Annotated in this window: 13 protein-coding genes; 9 read left to right on the top strand and 4 right to left on the bottom strand. The window is 70.3% G+C overall.

Features of this window, described 5'->3' with window-relative positions:
• Window positions 1–428 precede the first annotated feature (428 nt).
• The gene (locus tag KLI87_RS29050; RefSeq protein ID WP_156216397.1) at window positions 429–1,451 is read right to left on the bottom strand and encodes an aldo/keto reductase; all 1,023 of its coding nucleotides are present in this window, start codon (window positions 1,449–1,451) and stop codon (window positions 429–431) included.
• Window positions 1,452–1,602: 151 nt separating this feature from the next.
• Between KLI87_RS29050 and KLI87_RS29045 the strand changes: the two genes are divergently transcribed.
• The 6 genes from KLI87_RS29045 (at window position 1,603) to KLI87_RS29020 (ending at window position 5,819) form a co-directional block, all read left to right on the top strand.
• Window positions 1,603–2,184: a TetR/AcrR family transcriptional regulator gene (locus KLI87_RS29045; protein ID WP_308166275.1), complete on the top strand. Its 582-nt coding sequence runs from the start codon at window positions 1,603–1,605 to the stop codon at window positions 2,182–2,184.
• A gap of 305 nt (window positions 2,185–2,489) precedes the next feature.
• Window positions 2,490–2,978 carry a hypothetical protein gene (locus KLI87_RS29040; RefSeq protein ID WP_156216398.1) on the top strand — a complete coding sequence of 163 codons (489 nt, stop codon included), beginning with the start codon at window positions 2,490–2,492 and terminating at the stop codon, window positions 2,976–2,978.
• A gap of 93 nt (window positions 2,979–3,071) precedes the next feature.
• Window positions 3,072–4,301, top strand: coding sequence for an MFS transporter (locus KLI87_RS29035; RefSeq protein ID WP_214619484.1), 1,230 nt, complete (start codon window positions 3,072–3,074; stop codon window positions 4,299–4,301).
• Between the two features lie 53 nt (window positions 4,302–4,354).
• Window positions 4,355–4,729: a VOC family protein gene (locus KLI87_RS29030; RefSeq protein WP_214619483.1), complete on the top strand. Its 375-nt coding sequence runs from the start codon at window positions 4,355–4,357 to the stop codon at window positions 4,727–4,729.
• Between the two features lie 160 nt (window positions 4,730–4,889).
• On the top strand, window positions 4,890–5,387 hold the full coding sequence (locus KLI87_RS29025; protein ID WP_214619482.1) for a pyridoxamine 5'-phosphate oxidase family protein: 498 nt from the start codon (window positions 4,890–4,892) through the stop codon (window positions 5,385–5,387).
• Window positions 5,388–5,408: 21 nt separating this feature from the next.
• The gene (locus KLI87_RS29020; protein WP_214619665.1) at window positions 5,409–5,819 is read left to right on the top strand and encodes a YciI family protein; all 411 of its coding nucleotides are present in this window, start codon (window positions 5,409–5,411) and stop codon (window positions 5,817–5,819) included.
• Window positions 5,820–6,311: 492 nt separating this feature from the next.
• On the opposite strand, the gene KLI87_RS29015 is transcribed toward KLI87_RS29020, so the two are convergent.
• Complete coding sequence (locus KLI87_RS29015) at window positions 6,312–7,598, bottom strand: serine hydrolase (protein WP_214619481.1); 1,287 nt, start codon at window positions 7,596–7,598, stop codon at window positions 6,312–6,314.
• Between the two features lie 111 nt (window positions 7,599–7,709).
• On the opposite strand from KLI87_RS29015, the gene KLI87_RS29010 reads away from it, so the two are divergent.
• Window positions 7,710–7,862: a hypothetical protein gene (locus KLI87_RS29010; RefSeq protein WP_214619480.1), complete on the top strand. Its 153-nt coding sequence runs from the start codon at window positions 7,710–7,712 to the stop codon at window positions 7,860–7,862.
• Window positions 7,863–8,479: 617 nt separating this feature from the next.
• On the opposite strand, the gene KLI87_RS29005 is transcribed toward KLI87_RS29010, so the two are convergent.
• Together KLI87_RS29005 and KLI87_RS41920 are read right to left on the bottom strand one after the other, a co-directional pair.
• Entirely contained in the window at window positions 8,480–9,871 is a 1,392-nt protein-coding gene (locus KLI87_RS29005) for a S1 family peptidase (protein WP_214619479.1), read from the bottom strand.
• Window positions 9,872–10,268: 397 nt separating this feature from the next.
• On the bottom strand, window positions 10,269–10,745 hold the full coding sequence (locus tag KLI87_RS41920) for a hypothetical protein (RefSeq protein WP_374225489.1): 477 nt from the start codon (window positions 10,743–10,745) through the stop codon (window positions 10,269–10,271).
• Between the two features lie 614 nt (window positions 10,746–11,359).
• Between KLI87_RS41920 and sigJ the strand changes: the two genes are divergently transcribed.
• Window positions 11,360–12,232: an RNA polymerase sigma factor SigJ gene (gene sigJ, locus KLI87_RS28995; RefSeq protein ID WP_308166274.1), complete on the top strand. Its 873-nt coding sequence runs from the start codon at window positions 11,360–11,362 to the stop codon at window positions 12,230–12,232.
• Between the two features lie 71 nt (window positions 12,233–12,303).
• Window positions 12,304–13,485: an NAD(P)/FAD-dependent oxidoreductase gene (locus tag KLI87_RS28990; RefSeq protein WP_214619478.1), complete on the top strand. Its 1,182-nt coding sequence runs from the start codon at window positions 12,304–12,306 to the stop codon at window positions 13,483–13,485.
• The last annotated feature ends 179 nt before the right edge of the window (window positions 13,486–13,664 follow it).

The raw sequence follows: 13,664 nt of genomic DNA, 5'->3' as shown, positions 1-13,664 counted from the left end.
TCTAAGGAAATGTGTTCGTTGAATTACCGGGCGTCCGCCGCGGCGCTGGAAAAATTCTTCTGCTGGGGGGTGGAAATTTTTGCAGGCGGACGGTATATGGCACAGCCGGGGTGGTCGAAGCGATTAGGCCGAAGCCAATTTTTTTGAATGATGGCGGCGATCGCCACGACACGCAAGACGTCGGTGAACGCCGCTCCCGCCCGTCCGGGAGTTCCGCGCCCGACCGGGCCGCGACCCGGCGGGGGCCCGACTCGGGGCCCCGGGCACTTTCGCCAGGTGAGCCCGGGGGTCCGACGTCGTGTGCAACGTGCCAAATCCCTCCGCTCCGCCCGCGGAGAGCGGCCGCGAGGCCTGTTCTGGCCATGTCCAAAGACAGCACTCTGGAGGATGCGGCACGCCCCTCACCGGCCGAATCCCCGGCGAGACCGCTACCGGGACCTCCGCAGGGACGGGTCGAGGAGCGAGGGCGGGGTGTCGTGCTTCTCCTGCGGGGCGAGGTCGAGGCCGGGCGCGACGATCGCGTCGACCGCGTCCAGGACGTCGCCGGAGAGCACGACGTCGGCGGCGGCGAGCTGCGAGCGCAGGTGCTCGGGCGTCCGGGGGCCGATGAGCGCGCTCGTCACGGCGGGATGCGCGGTCACGAACCCGAGCGCGAGCTGGATCATCGTCAGCCCCGCCTGGCCGGCGACCCCGGCGAGCCGTTCGACGGCCGCCAGCTTGGCCCGGTTGGACGGGACGGAGACGTCGAAGCGCGCCGGCATGAACCTCGACCGGTTCGTGGTGACCTCCCGGCCCTCGCGGACCGCGCCCGACAGCCACCCCGAGGCCAGCGGGCTCCACACCAGCACGCCGAGGCCGTACTCCTGCGCCACGGGCAGGACGTGCGCCTCGGCGCCGCGCTGCAGAACCGAGTAGCCCGGCTGCTCCGTCGCGTACCGGCCCAGGTGGTGCTCGCGCGCCGCCCACTGCGCCTGGACGATGCGGTAGGCCGGGAACGTCGAGGACCCGAAGTAGCGGATCTTCCCCGCGCGCCGCAGGTCGGTCAGCGCCGACAGCGTCTCCTCGTCGGCGGTCGCGGGGTCCCAGCGGTGGATCTGGTAGAGGTCGACGTGGTCGACGCCCAGCCGGCGCAGGCTGCCCTCCAGCGCGGTGACCAGCCAGCGGCGCGAGCCGCCCCGGTGGCCGCGCTCCTCGCCCATCGGCAGGCCCGCCTTCGTCGCCAGCACGACGTCGTCGCGCCGTCCGGCGATGGCCCTGCCGACCATCGTCTCGGACTCGCCGCCGCCGTAGTGGTCGGCGGTGTCGATGAGGTTGACGCCGCCCTCCAGCGCGGCGTCCACGATCGCGGTGGCCTCGTCCTGGGTGGTGCGCCCGATCGGGCCGAAGTTCATCGCGCCGAGCGCGAGGGCGCTGACCTGCACGCCGGTGCGGCCCAAGGTGCGGTACTGCATGCTCGTGCTCCTCCGTGAGGGGGCTGTGCGGACGGGTTGGTCGCCGGACCGCCGCTCTGGCATCATGAGCACAAGCGGAACCGTGTCCCGTTTCGGACGATACGGAACGCTGTCCCGTTTAGCAACCCCGGGCATCGGAGGGAGTGGCGCGGTGAACGACGCGAGCCAGGGGGAGGCGCGCCCCAAGCGGGCCGACGCGCGGCGCAACGAGCAGGCCCTGCTCGACGCGGCCGCCTCGGTCTTCGTCAGGTCCGGGGTGGAGGCGCCGGTGCGCGACATCGCGGCCGAGGCCGGCGTCGGAACGGCCACGATCTACCGCCATTTCCCGACCCGGTCGGATCTGATCATCGCCGTCTACCGGCACCAGGTCGACGCCTGCGCCGAGGCCGGACCCGCCCTATTGGCGGAGAACGCCTCGCCTTTTTCCGCGCTGCGGCGCTGGATCGACCGGTTCGTCGACTTCCTCGTCACCAAACACGGGCTCGCCGCCGTCCTGCAACCCGACAACACCGGCTTCGACGCCCTGCACGCCTACTTCCTCGACCGCCTCGTGCCCGTGTGCGCCGACCTGCTCGCCGCCGCGTCCGCGTCCGGCGAGACCCGCTCCGACGTGGGCGCCTACGAGCTGATGCGCGCCGTCGGGAACCTGTGCATCGGCGCCGGCGGCGACCCCCGCTACGACGCGCGCCGGGTCGTCGGCCTCCTCGTCACCGGGCTGCGCCACCCGGCGTGAGAGGGCCGGTTTCCGGACGCCTTCCAGACCCTTCCGAAAAGGGCCGCCCAGGGAATCTTCCGCCTTTGTGGAACGGACCACCCGAATAGATCGACCTCAATTCCGGGCGATCTGGCGTCCGCAACGGGATTTGCGGACCCAAAGGGCACGGAGCGGTTCGTAAAGCCAGAGCAAAAGGGCAATCGCCCGGTTGATCGGACGTAGGCGAGCGCAGAGAATCTGGGTGCGCATCACGTGGGAACCCAGCCCCACGGAGCGGCGCGGATCTCCCCGCGAACGATCTGCGGACCGAGAGAGGAGTCCCGATGACCGCCGAGACCCAGCACGCGACCCACGCCGGCGCGGTGGACGCCGCACAGGAGGCCATGGGCTGCACGGCCTACTCCTGGTCGCCCGAGGTGCACGACCTCTACGGCGACCCCGAGACGATCATCCGCAAGATGGACGGCATGGACATGGAGCTCGCCGACCGGCGCATCTTCGTCCTGCTCACCGAGAGCGCGAACGGAGCCGACATCCGCTTCTTCGAGCGCGTCGGCGACGGCGAGTACGTCGTGTCGACGTGGTCGGGCGACGCGGCGGCCGGCCTGGTCGGACGGCTCGCCGACACCATCCTCGGCAACAAGGGCGTCCACTGCGTGGGCGAGCAGGTCCGGGCGATGCTCTCGGAGTACGACCTTGAGCCGATCGGCACCGTCCCGGCGCCCGCCAACGCGCGCGCGGCGTTCGCGCACACCGTCCGCGGCCACGGCGAGGGGACCTTCACCCGCGCCACCGCCGCACTCCTCTGCTGACACCCCGCACGGCGAGGCCCAGTCACCGGGCTCCGGTGGCTGGGCCTCTGCTCGCGCCGGCCCACCGCACGCCGTACCCGGGGGAGACCGCAGATGAGAGTTCGAGGGTTCTTCGGCGTGTGGCTCACCGCCGCGGGCGGGAACCTGGGCGACGGCCTCGCCCTCGCCGTCTTCCCCCTGCTGGCCACCCGCCTCACCGACGTGCCCGCCCTGGTCGCCGGGGCCACGCTCGCGCGCACCCTGCCCTACGCCGCCGCGCCCCTGGTCGCGGGCGCCCTCGTCGACCGGACGAACCGACGGCTCCTCATCCTCGGCGCCAACCTCGCCCGCGGCGCGGCGGCCCTCGCGCTGTGCGCCGCGCTGCTGACCGACCTCGGCTCGCTCGGCGCCCTGTACGCCGCCGCGTTCCTGATCGGCCTCGGCGAGACCTTCGCCGACATCGGCACGAGCGCGCTCGTCCCCGCCGTCGTCGGCCGCGACCGCCTCGACCAGGCCAACTCCTGGCTCCAGGGCACCGAGTCGACCCTCAACGAGTTCGTCGGCCCGCCCATCGGCGGCGCGCTGATCCTCGGCGGCACGGCCCTCGCCGCCGGCGGCATCGCCGGCGCCTACCTCCTCGCCGCCGCCGGGATGCTGCTGCTGCGCGGGGCGTACCGTCCGGCGAGATCCGCGCCCGCCACGGTGCGCGCCGACATCGCCGACGGCCTCAGGTTCCTGTGGAACCACCGCGTCATGCGCACGCTCGCGCTGATGGTGACGGTGATGGCCGCGTGCTGGAGCGCGTGGATGGCGGTGCTCGTCCTGTACGTGGTCGCGCCCGGGCCGGTCGGCCTCAACTCCGTCGGCTACGGCGCCCTGCTCAGCGCCCTGGCGGTCGGCGGTGTCGCGGGCAGCTTCCTGACCGTCCTCGTCCGGCGCGGCCTCGGCCTCCGGTGGGTCCTCGGCGGGGACGTCGTCACCAGCGTCGTCCTCCTCGGCGCGCCCGCCCTGACCGCCGACCCCTGGATCATCGGCTGCGCCACCTTCGTCGGCGGCCTCGGCAGCGGCATGTGGAACGTCACCGTCCGCACCCTGCGTCAGCGCCTCACCCCCGACGAACTGCTCGGACGCGTCGGCGGCGCGAGCCGCACGCTCGGCTGGGGCGCGGTCCCGCTCGGCGCCGCCCTCGCCGGACTCGTCGCCGAGACCACCGGCCCGCGCCTGGTCTTCGCCTTGGCCGCCGCCAGCACCGCGCTGATGATCGTCCCGGTGTTCCGCGTCCTCACCCCGTCCGCCCTGGCCGACCACGAACCCGCGCCCCGTCCGACCGCCGCCGTCGACTAGCCCGCCCGCTCCCGCATGACCGCCTCGCGGCGCCGCCCCGTAGGATGTCGATCATGGCTTCGCGTATTTCCGAGCTGGTGCTCGACTGCCGGGACCCGCAGCGCCTCGCGACGTTCTGGTGCGCGGTGCTCGACTTCGTCGTGCTCCACACCGACGAGGACGGCTCGGTGGAGATCGGACCCCGGGAGGGGTTCGGCGGTCTGCAGCCGACCCTGATCCTCAGCCCCACCACCGACCCCAGGGTCGCCAAACTGCCGCTGCACATCGACGTGAACGCCACCGACCGCGACCAGGACGCCGAACTCGAACGCCTCCTGGCGCTGGGCGCGCGCCCGGTCGACATCGGCCAGACCGGCGAGGAGTCCTGGCACTGCCTGGCCGACCCCGAGGGCAACGAGTTCTGCCTACTCCGGGCCCGCCTGAGCTGAGCCCGGATCGGTGGCCGGCGGCGATCCACATCACGTGGCGCAGGCCGGAACCGAAAGTTTTTTCAGATCGGTTCGTCCGAGGTGTCGAGAAGACGGCATCGGCTCCGTCCCTGGGGCACGAGTGGCCACCACGGCCATGTGAGCAACAGGGAGGCCGACCATGCACCCGAACGAGATCGCCGAGATCCTCGACCGCCCGCACAGCCGGGAACTGCTGGCCCGCGACGTGACCCGCCTGGCCTACGTCGCCCAGGACGGAACGCCGCGCTCGATCCCGATCTCGTTCACCTGGAACGGCTCCGAGATCGTCATGTGCACGACCAAGAACGCGCCGAAGCTCCCCGCCCTGCGCAGCAATCCCGCGGTCGCCCTGACGATCGACACCGAGGTGCACCCGCCGAAGATCCTGCTGCTCCGCGGCCGGGCCGAACTGGACGTCGTCGACGGCATCCCGGACGAGTTCCTCCAGATCAACGGCTCCTACGAGATGACGCCCGAGCAGCGGGTCGCCTGGGAGGCCGAGGTCCGTTCGCTCTACGACGGCATGGTCCGGATCGTCGTGACCCCCACCTGGGCGAAGCTGATCGACTTCGAGACGACCCTCCCCAGCGCGGTCGAGGAACTCGTCCGGCAGCGGGCCGAACGTCAGAACGCCTGACCGCGCACTCACAAGGGAACCCTGATGAAGTATCTGATCCTGAAGCACTACCAGGGCGGTCCGCCTCCCACCGTCGAGCACGACTCGATGGACCGGTGGATGCCGCAAGAAGTCGACGCGCACATCCAGTACATGCGCGAGTTCGGCGCCCGTCTCCAGGAGCGGGGCGAGTTCGTCGACACCCAGGCCCTGACGCCCGAAGGCACGTTCGTACGCTACGACGGCCAGGGGCGCCCACCGGTGACCGACGGCCCGTTCGCCGAGACCAAGGACCTCATCGCCGGCTGGTACATCATCGACGTGGACTCCTGGGACCGCGCACTTGAGGTCGCCGGGGAACTGTCGGCAGCCCCAGGCCCCGGCGGCGAGCCCCTCCACGAATGGCTGGAAGTCCGCCCCTTCCTGGCCGACATTCCCGCAGCCCCCAAGTGAGAACCGATTCCCGAGGTGCTCGGTGTCCTCGTCCGCCGCGAAGCCGACGAGGACACCGCCCAGAAGACCCTCAACAGAGCTGATCGCACCTCTGATCGTTGGCCAGACGACCTACCTGACACTCACCGGCTACGCACTGGAGGATGTGGGGAGTGAGCGGCCGTGCGCACTCGCAGTGGTCGGAGGCCAACTCGCCACCGCCTGGCTCCGCGTCGGCTCTCTCACCCCTTGGACAGGGTGTCCTACCCGGGCGTCGTCGAGGCCGGTGCCGCTCTCAGACACGGGTTGAGCAGCATGGACCAAGGGCCCTGGCCATGCGCGGACGGGGCATCGCTGATCGCCACCTACAGAAGGGGGAGACGTGGCCGATGAGGAGATCGGCCACGTTTCCCCGTGCGGGTCAAGCGGCTGCCGGAGATCTCGCCGCGGCGCAGCCCTAGGCTGACCGTCTCCGAGGGGCCGTCAGATTCTTCCGCGCATCCATTCGCATGCTCAGACTTCGATTCGGCCAGGCGCGCGAACGTCGGCCCGGCCCGTGTGCAGATAACGCGCACGACCCTCGCCGTCGTCTCCCAGAAACGCGACGGGTCCATGGCCAGGCTCGGCGGGCAGCAGGGAGTCGCCCCGCCAGCCGAGCAGCTCCGTGCGGTACGGCTTGTTGCCGGCCTTCACCGCGAGGCCGAGGGGGATCTGCTCCAGCCACAGCCGTCCCCGCTCGTTCGGGCTCACCGTGGTCCGGCTCGTGCTCGACAGGTAGACGCCCGCGCAGCGCCTGATGTCCGGGCGCGCCGCCGGGTCGGGGACGGGTTCGGCAGGCGACTCCACGACCATGCCGAGGATCTCCTTCATCAGCGGCTTGCGGTCGCCGCCGTTGGTGAAGATCGCCACCGACACCTCGCGGCCGGGATCGACCCGCAGGACGGCCGACTGCCCGATGGTGTTGCCGTTGTGGCCGAACACCGGGCCGCCCGGCAGGTCGTAGAGCTCCCAGCCCAGGCCCCAGGCCGTCCCCCAGCCGATGTCGGGCAGGGAGACCTGCGGCTCCCGCATGGCCCGCAGGCCCTCGTCGGCGAGATGCGCACGGGCGAAGGCCAGCAGGTCGCGCGGGGTCATGGCGAGCATCGACCCGGCTGGCGCCTCCGAGCGCGGCATCGCCCAGACCGGGACGGGGCGCCCGCCCAGGTGCCCGACCGCCGCGCGATGGAGGATCGCCTCGTACGGATCGCTCGACGCGTGCGTCATGCCCAGGGGTGTGAACAGGTGGTCGCGCATGCACCGGTCGAACGGCTCGCCCCGCACGACCTCGACGATCCGGCCGAGGACGCAGTAGCCCGCGTTGTTGTAGGAGAACATCGCCCCGGGCTCGAAGATCTGCGGTACGTCCGCAAGCAGTTCCACATACCTCTCCAGGCAGTCGTCCCCCTTGCCCGTGTCGGTGAACAGGTCCCCCTCGAACCCGGCCGTGTGGCACAGCAGTTGCCGGACGGTCGCCTCCCGAAACCCGGGAAGGTATCTGTCCACCGGCGCGTCGAGCTCCACCAGCCCCTCGGCGACGAGCCCCATCACCAGCGTCGCCGTCAGCACCTTGGTGACCGACCCGATCTGGAACACCGAGTCGACCGTCGCCTCCACCCCCGTCGCCGTGCTCAGCACCCCCGCCGCCGCCTCGGCGACCCGCCCCCCGGCATCGACGGCGACCGCCACCCCCGGTACCCCGTACTCCTCGGCCAGCCCCGGCAGCCGCTCCCGCAGCCACCCCCCGACGTCATCGATCTCCATTCCCATTCACCCAACCGTAGACAGCCACGCCGACACCGAGTCTGCTCGGCGGCGTTCAGGGAACGCAGTCCGCCGGGCAGATCGGGGAGTCGGAAAGAGTAGCCGCCCACCATGGCGACGTCGTGCCGCAGGAACAGCGACAGCGGAGCCGTCGCCCGGACGGCGGCGACCGCGCTGATCGAGAAGGTCGAGCCCCTGCTGACCGCCGAGCTGAACGGGCTGCTGGCGCACGACGCTGCACATGCCCCCGGCTGGCGTGGCTGACCAAGCCGCCGACCGCGAGCGAGTCCGTTCCTGCGTGGCCTGGACGCATGTCGGCTGGACGTGTCGATGATCCCAGCCGAGCGCCGCCGGTTTACGGCCTCTGTGGGACGCCGCTCGACCGACCAGGCGATGCAGCGCCCCGACCCGCGGCGGTGATACCCGATCCTGCTGACGCCGCCGGCCCAGTCGCCGTGCTGGACGACGTCGTCACCCTGTTCGACCACGCGGTGTCGGCGCGCGAGTCGCGGACCAGACCAGGACCGACGCTGAGTTGACCGAACGAGCCAAGCAGGGGAGGCCCGGCAGCCGCTGATGACCGAGATCCCTGCCGGTGCTGACCGACCCGTCCACCGCGGGCGCGCGGCAGCGCGGTAGGGGCACGGAGAAGATCACGGGCCGCGCCCCCGGCCATCCGGTGCCGGATCGGCGAGCAAGTCCGACTTCACGGTACCGGCGGCCGGCACGACGACATCCCATTGAGGACCAGCCTCCTGGCCGAACCGCAATGGAATGCCGCCGGACTGCGTGCTACGTGATCACATTCTCCGTGAGGTCTCTTACGTGCGCCAGGAAGGAACGGCACACTAAGAGCACCATGTGATGGGGTGCGTGGCGTCCTACTTGGTGAAGACCTTGTAGTCGGTCCTGTCCCGGAGAATACGGATCGTGGTGAACACCGTGCCGGTAGGCCCTCCGCCGCTGAGAGTGCCGTAGGCTTTGCCGCCGTAGTAGAAGGGTCCGCCACTGTCACCGCCCGCCGCGATCAGCCTCCCGGTCCGGACCTGCTTGCCCACCGTGACGCCGTCGGTGAATTTTACGGTGAGTTCAACCGCATTGATGGTGTCGCATTTCTCATTGCTGGTCAGGCCGTAGTGGCAGACCCGGATGCCGACCCGGGGGGTGTTCTCCGAGGTCGCGTAGCGCTTCTGGGTGTGGGTGAAGTAGAAGGTCCGGGTGACGGTGTACGAACCTGCGGTGTTGATGGCGAAGTCACCGTACTGGCCCCGGTGGTACCACACGTTGCCGACCTCCGTTCCCCCGCTGTCGTTGCCGTGGTTGCGGTAGGACTCGGTGCCCGGGCCCAGGCAGTGCTGGGCGGTGGAGGTCCGGTAGAGCGCGGGCCCGGAGACGGCCCTCTCCAGGTTGAAACCGGTGGTGCAGTTACCGTTCAGGTGCCCGCCTCCCCGAATGTAGCCGTCCATTGGTCGTGTCCGGACATCGCCGGCGATGACGACCTTCGCGCTGACCCTCCCGCCGCAGAGCGCGGGAAGCCCGTTCAGCTCCTTTTCGAGGGCGCTGTCATGCTTGACGCCGGGCTTGAGCTGCGCGCTGACGTTGATCACGCCCGACCGGGCATCGGGGCTGGCCGTGACCGCCGCGACGGCCGGGTGGTCGCTCACCTTCTGGTGCACCCGCTCGGACTCCGCCGCTATCTCGGCCTGGTTGTAACCGAGGTCACCGCTGATCGTCGTCTTCACCGGCAGCGCCTTGGCGTCCTCGACGGCCGCCGCCGGGATCTCCCCCTTGAAACCGAACCATGCCCATGAGCCGTCCTCGGCTTTGACGGCACCGGAGAAGAGGTCCGGATAGTCGGCCTCGAACTTGTCGGCGATGTCACTGAATCTGCTCTGCCAGCCCTGCGCGTCGATGGTTTCGGCCAGGTTCTTGCCGTCGTCGTTGGCGATCAGGTTCAGGTCATGGATTTCCGCGGCGGTCAGGTCGTCGATGGTGACCTCTGGGATGTCGACCCGCCCATCGGGTTCATCAGACTTGGTCAGCTTGGGCGCCGCGCGGGCAACGTAGTCGTCGATCGCCTGCTTGAGGGGAATCCCCCTCTGCTCCGCGTCGGCTTTTATCTGGTCGAGGGTGGGGCGGTGGATCGGCTGCTGGTCGGCCAGCACGATCTCGGATTCGGAGGGCTCGCCGGGTAGGGCCATCGCCGACGTCATGGGCATGAGCGCGGCGGCGGTCACCGCCGCTGCGGCGAGTGTTATGGGGACGATGGTCAAGCGACGCATGCTCGGCATTTCCTTTCGAGGGGGCCGGGAGGATGAGATCGAGAGGGGAAACGGACGGGATTGGGGGCCCCGCGCGCACGAGATATGGCCGGTGATGCCGATGCGCGAGCGCCCGCCGCGCGAGCAGTGTCGTCGTCAGGTGTTCATCGCCACCGTCCTGCTGGATCGTCGGACTCGGGGTTGGAGTCGAGGCAGGCGAACGCCACCATGACCGCCGCCAATGCAAACGATCTTGCTGTAGATGATCTTGGCAAGCCATCGCGGGAAAAACAAGGGGATGATCATGAATGAGGCCCCTGCGAATGACCGCGCGCGGTTCTGGAGCGTCCCGGACGAGCTGCCAGCCCGGGCTCGCGACGCGGTACCGGAGGTGGGCCGGCGTGCAGCTTCACTGGCCGGCCCTGGGCATGGTCGGACGCCCAGCACTCCTTGCGGCTCCCGGACTAGTGATCGGTTGAGCCCCACCCGGCCGCGCGCAGACCCTGGCAGCGGTGCTTCGGCCAGAAGCCGAGGTCCCCGTCCGGCATCGCCCGCCTGATCGGCGGCCGCACCGGCGGTCCGCTGTCCTTGGCCGACCGGCGGCCTGCCCCGGCCAGCGCACGCGCGGCCGCCGGCCTGTTCCTCGTGCTCTCGCAGCATCCGCATGACGGTGGCGGGCGCGGGGGTGGAGGGCCATGGACAGCATGTCGTCGTCGGTGACCCCGGCGCCGCCGATGGGCTTGCCGCGTTTGCGTGCGGACTCGTGGCCGTCGAGGGTGCGGTCTCGGATGTACTCGCGCTCCATGCCGGACATTGCCGCGAGCACGGTGAAGACGATGCCGGACGGGTCGTGCGGGCCCTTCGGCTCTCCGGTGAGGAACTCCAGACCGACGTCGCTGGCCTCCAGCTCGGGTCGCTCGGTGGCGCGGGTGGAGATCTTCTCCGGGAAGTCCCGTCACACCGGCCTCGGTCAGGGAGTCGAGTTGTGCGTCGATGCGTGGGCGTAGCCGAGGCGGATGTCGATTTCCGAAGCCGTCTGCACGGATGTCTGGAGTCCCCTGCACTGGTGGGGTAGACCTCACCTGGTCTTCTGCCTGGTCGTCTGGGGAGTCGGGCGCAGACGCCAACTGGTCACTGCGGCGAGCCCCCCGCACCCTCCGATCGAGCCCAGAACCAGGGATGCTGGTCCTGGCGGAGATCACGCCGAGCGAACCGCCTTGGGCTTTCAGGAACCGGGCATATTCGCCCCAGACAGCGGCGAGGGCCTAGTCGAGGTCGTTGCCTTTGGCGGCGGGTGGTGCCGGAGAAGCCGTGGTCGACCTAGGACTCAAATCGGTTCGGGCGCTGTTGCGTTGGAGGATCCTCTTACGGAACATCATTGCAAGATCGCTATCGGGGATAGCGGCCGGTGTGCGTTAACGGGTCGGTTCGGGGCGGTAGATCGCTCTTATCTAGCATTGGGCGTCGACCACTGAACTGTGGGGATACAGGGGGCCGAGGGTGGGGTTGTCGGGCACGTGGGCGGAGGCCGACTGGGAGCTGTATCGCCCGGCGGTCTTCGGGGCGGCCTACCGGATCCTTGGCAGCGTGGCCGAGGCGGAGGACGTGACGCAGGAGGTCTGGCTGCGCGCCACGGCCGCGGATCTGGTGCAGGTGCGTGATCTGCGGGCCTGGCTGGTGACCGTGGCCGCCCGCACGTCGTACAACGTCCTGCAATCGGCGCGTGTGCGGCGCGAGTCCTACGTCGGTCCCTGGCTGCCCGAACCGCTGCTGACCGGTTCTGACGCCGCCGCCCGGGTGCTGCTGGATGAGTCGGTGGGCACCGCGATGCTGGTGGTCATGGAGCGGCTCACCCCGGCCGAGCGTGTGGCACTGGTTCTGCATGACGTCTTCGATTTTCCGTTCACGCACATCGCTGAGGTGCTAGCCGTCACGCCCGCTGCCGGCCGCAAGCTCGCCTCCCGCGCGCGGGCGCGGGTCGCCGCGGTGCGGGAGCGTCCGCGGGCGAGCCGGGCCGAGACCGAGCGGGCGCTCAAGGCGTTCAAGGCGGCCGCCGACGCCGGTGATATGGCCCGGCTCGTCGAACTGCTGAACCCCGAGGCGGTCTATGTCGCCGACGGAGGCGGCAGGGCGACCGCCGCGCGCCGGCCGGTTCGGGGTGCTGAACCGATCGCCCTGCTGGCGATCAGGCAGATCGAGATCCGACGCCCGGACGCGTTCGAGATCATCGAGGTGAACGGGCGACCGGCCCTGGCGACCTACTGCGGCGGGAAGCTGATCTGGCTCGACACCGTGGAGATCACCGACGGGCGGATCACCGAGCTGCGGAGACTGGTCAATCCCGAGAAGCTGGAGCGTGTCGGTCACATCTGAGCCCGCTGTCTTGTCTCCCTGGCACCCCCACCGATCCCCGGTGGGGGGCGAGGCTGAGAGAGGACGACTCGATGGCACGCGTTGTGATCATCGGAGGCGGTTTCGCGGGCGTGTGGAGCGCGGCGGGAGCCGCGCTGGCACGTACCCGCACCACGCCGGGGGACACGAACTCCGGCGCGGACCTGCACATCACGCTCATCACGCCGAACGAGCATCTGGTGCTGCGGCCGCGGCTGTACGAGCCGGAGCCGGAGCTGGCCAAGGTCGCGCTGAGTAAGATCCTCGACCCGATCGGCGTCGAGCACCGGCGGGCCTGGGTGAGCACGATCGACACCGACCGTCGAGTGGTGGTGGCAGGTGGTGAGGAGATCGTCTACGACCGCCTGGTCCTGGCGGCGGGCAGCGCGCTGGTCCGGCCGCGGGACCTTCCCGGCAATGAACGGCTCTTCGACATCGACACCCTGGAGGCGGCCCGTCGGCTCGCCGACCATCTGCGTGGCCGGGAGAACCACTCGGTCGTAGTGGTCGGTGCCGGGTTCACCGGCTTGGAGGCCGCGACCGAACTCGCGGCCCGCGGCCGGGTGCTGCTGGTGGATCGGGCGCAGGCGATCGGAGAACAACTCGGCCCGGGCCCGCGCACGGCCATCGAAGCGGCCTTGGACCAACTGGGGGTCGAGCGGCGCCTTGGAACGACGCTGGAGGAGGTAGGCGACGGATACGCCGTCCTGTCCGACGGCACCAAGGTTCTGGCGGACGCGGTGGTCTGGTCGGTGGGTATGCGGGCCAGCGAGCTCACCCGGCAGATCTCCGGCGAACTCGACCACCTCGGCCGGGTGCCGGTCGACCGTCACCTGCGCGCGCTTCCGGAGGTCTTCGTCGCCGGCGACACCGCCGCGGCGGCCTTCGACGCCGAGCACACCGTCATGCAGGCCTGCCAGCACGCCACCCCGCTCGGCAAGGTCGCCGGCTACAACGCCGGGGCCGACCTGCTCGGCATCCCGCCGCGCGACTTCACCCCCGGCCCCTACGTCACCTGCCTGGACCTGGGCGGCGCCGGAGGGATCTTCACCCGCGGCTGGGACCGCAGAGTCATGGCCGTCGGCGCCGACGGCAAGGACATCAAGCAGCGGATCAACCAGGCGATCCACCCGCCGGTAGATGACGCCTCAAGGATCCTCGCCGCCGCCGACCGCGTCCACATCGAACTTCCCTTCTTCCCCCGCACCCAGGAAGACCCACCCCCGGCGGCATAGTCCCCGCCCTGCAGAAGACGGGCGGCCCACCAGGCCGGCCGCATAGCAAGCATCCCTTGTCGGACCCGGGAGGCAGCCTGCCCAACAGCCCCACACGCCAAGCGACGAGCCGCTCGCAGGCTCCCGCTGACGAATGGTCCGGCGACGTGTCGAAGCGCGCAGCGCCGTTGATCTAGAAC

The organism is Actinomadura sp. NEAU-AAG7 (assembly GCF_018603865.1).
GTDB classification, from domain to species: Bacteria; Actinomycetota; Actinomycetes; order Streptosporangiales; family Streptosporangiaceae; genus Spirillospora; species Spirillospora litoris.
The sequence above is the reverse complement of the archived record's forward strand: the minus strand, read 5'-3'. Positions and strand labels throughout refer to the sequence as shown.

What these genes read in the sequence shown, in the direction of transcription:
- KLI87_RS29025 (WP_214619482.1), top strand. Translation starts at nt 4,890, where the DNA reads ATGCACCCGAACGAGATCGCCGAGATCCTCGACCGCCCGCACAGCCGG.
- KLI87_RS29035 (WP_214619484.1), top strand. Translation starts at nt 3,072, where the DNA reads ATGAGAGTTCGAGGGTTCTTCGGCGTGTGGCTCACCGCCGCGGGCGGG.
- KLI87_RS29010 (WP_214619480.1), top strand. Translation starts at nt 7,710, where the DNA reads ATGGCGACGTCGTGCCGCAGGAACAGCGACAGCGGAGCCGTCGCCCGG.
- KLI87_RS29030 (WP_214619483.1), top strand. Translation starts at nt 4,355, where the DNA reads ATGGCTTCGCGTATTTCCGAGCTGGTGCTCGACTGCCGGGACCCGCAG.
- KLI87_RS29040 (WP_156216398.1), top strand. Translation starts at nt 2,490, where the DNA reads ATGACCGCCGAGACCCAGCACGCGACCCACGCCGGCGCGGTGGACGCC.
- KLI87_RS29050 (WP_156216397.1), bottom strand. Translation starts at nt 1,451, where the DNA reads ATGCAGTACCGCACCTTGGGCCGCACCGGCGTGCAGGTCAGCGCCCTC.
- KLI87_RS28990 (WP_214619478.1), top strand. Translation starts at nt 12,304, where the DNA reads ATGGCACGCGTTGTGATCATCGGAGGCGGTTTCGCGGGCGTGTGGAGC.
- KLI87_RS29015 (WP_214619481.1), bottom strand. Translation starts at nt 7,598, where the DNA reads ATGGAGATCGATGACGTCGGGGGGTGGCTGCGGGAGCGGCTGCCGGGG.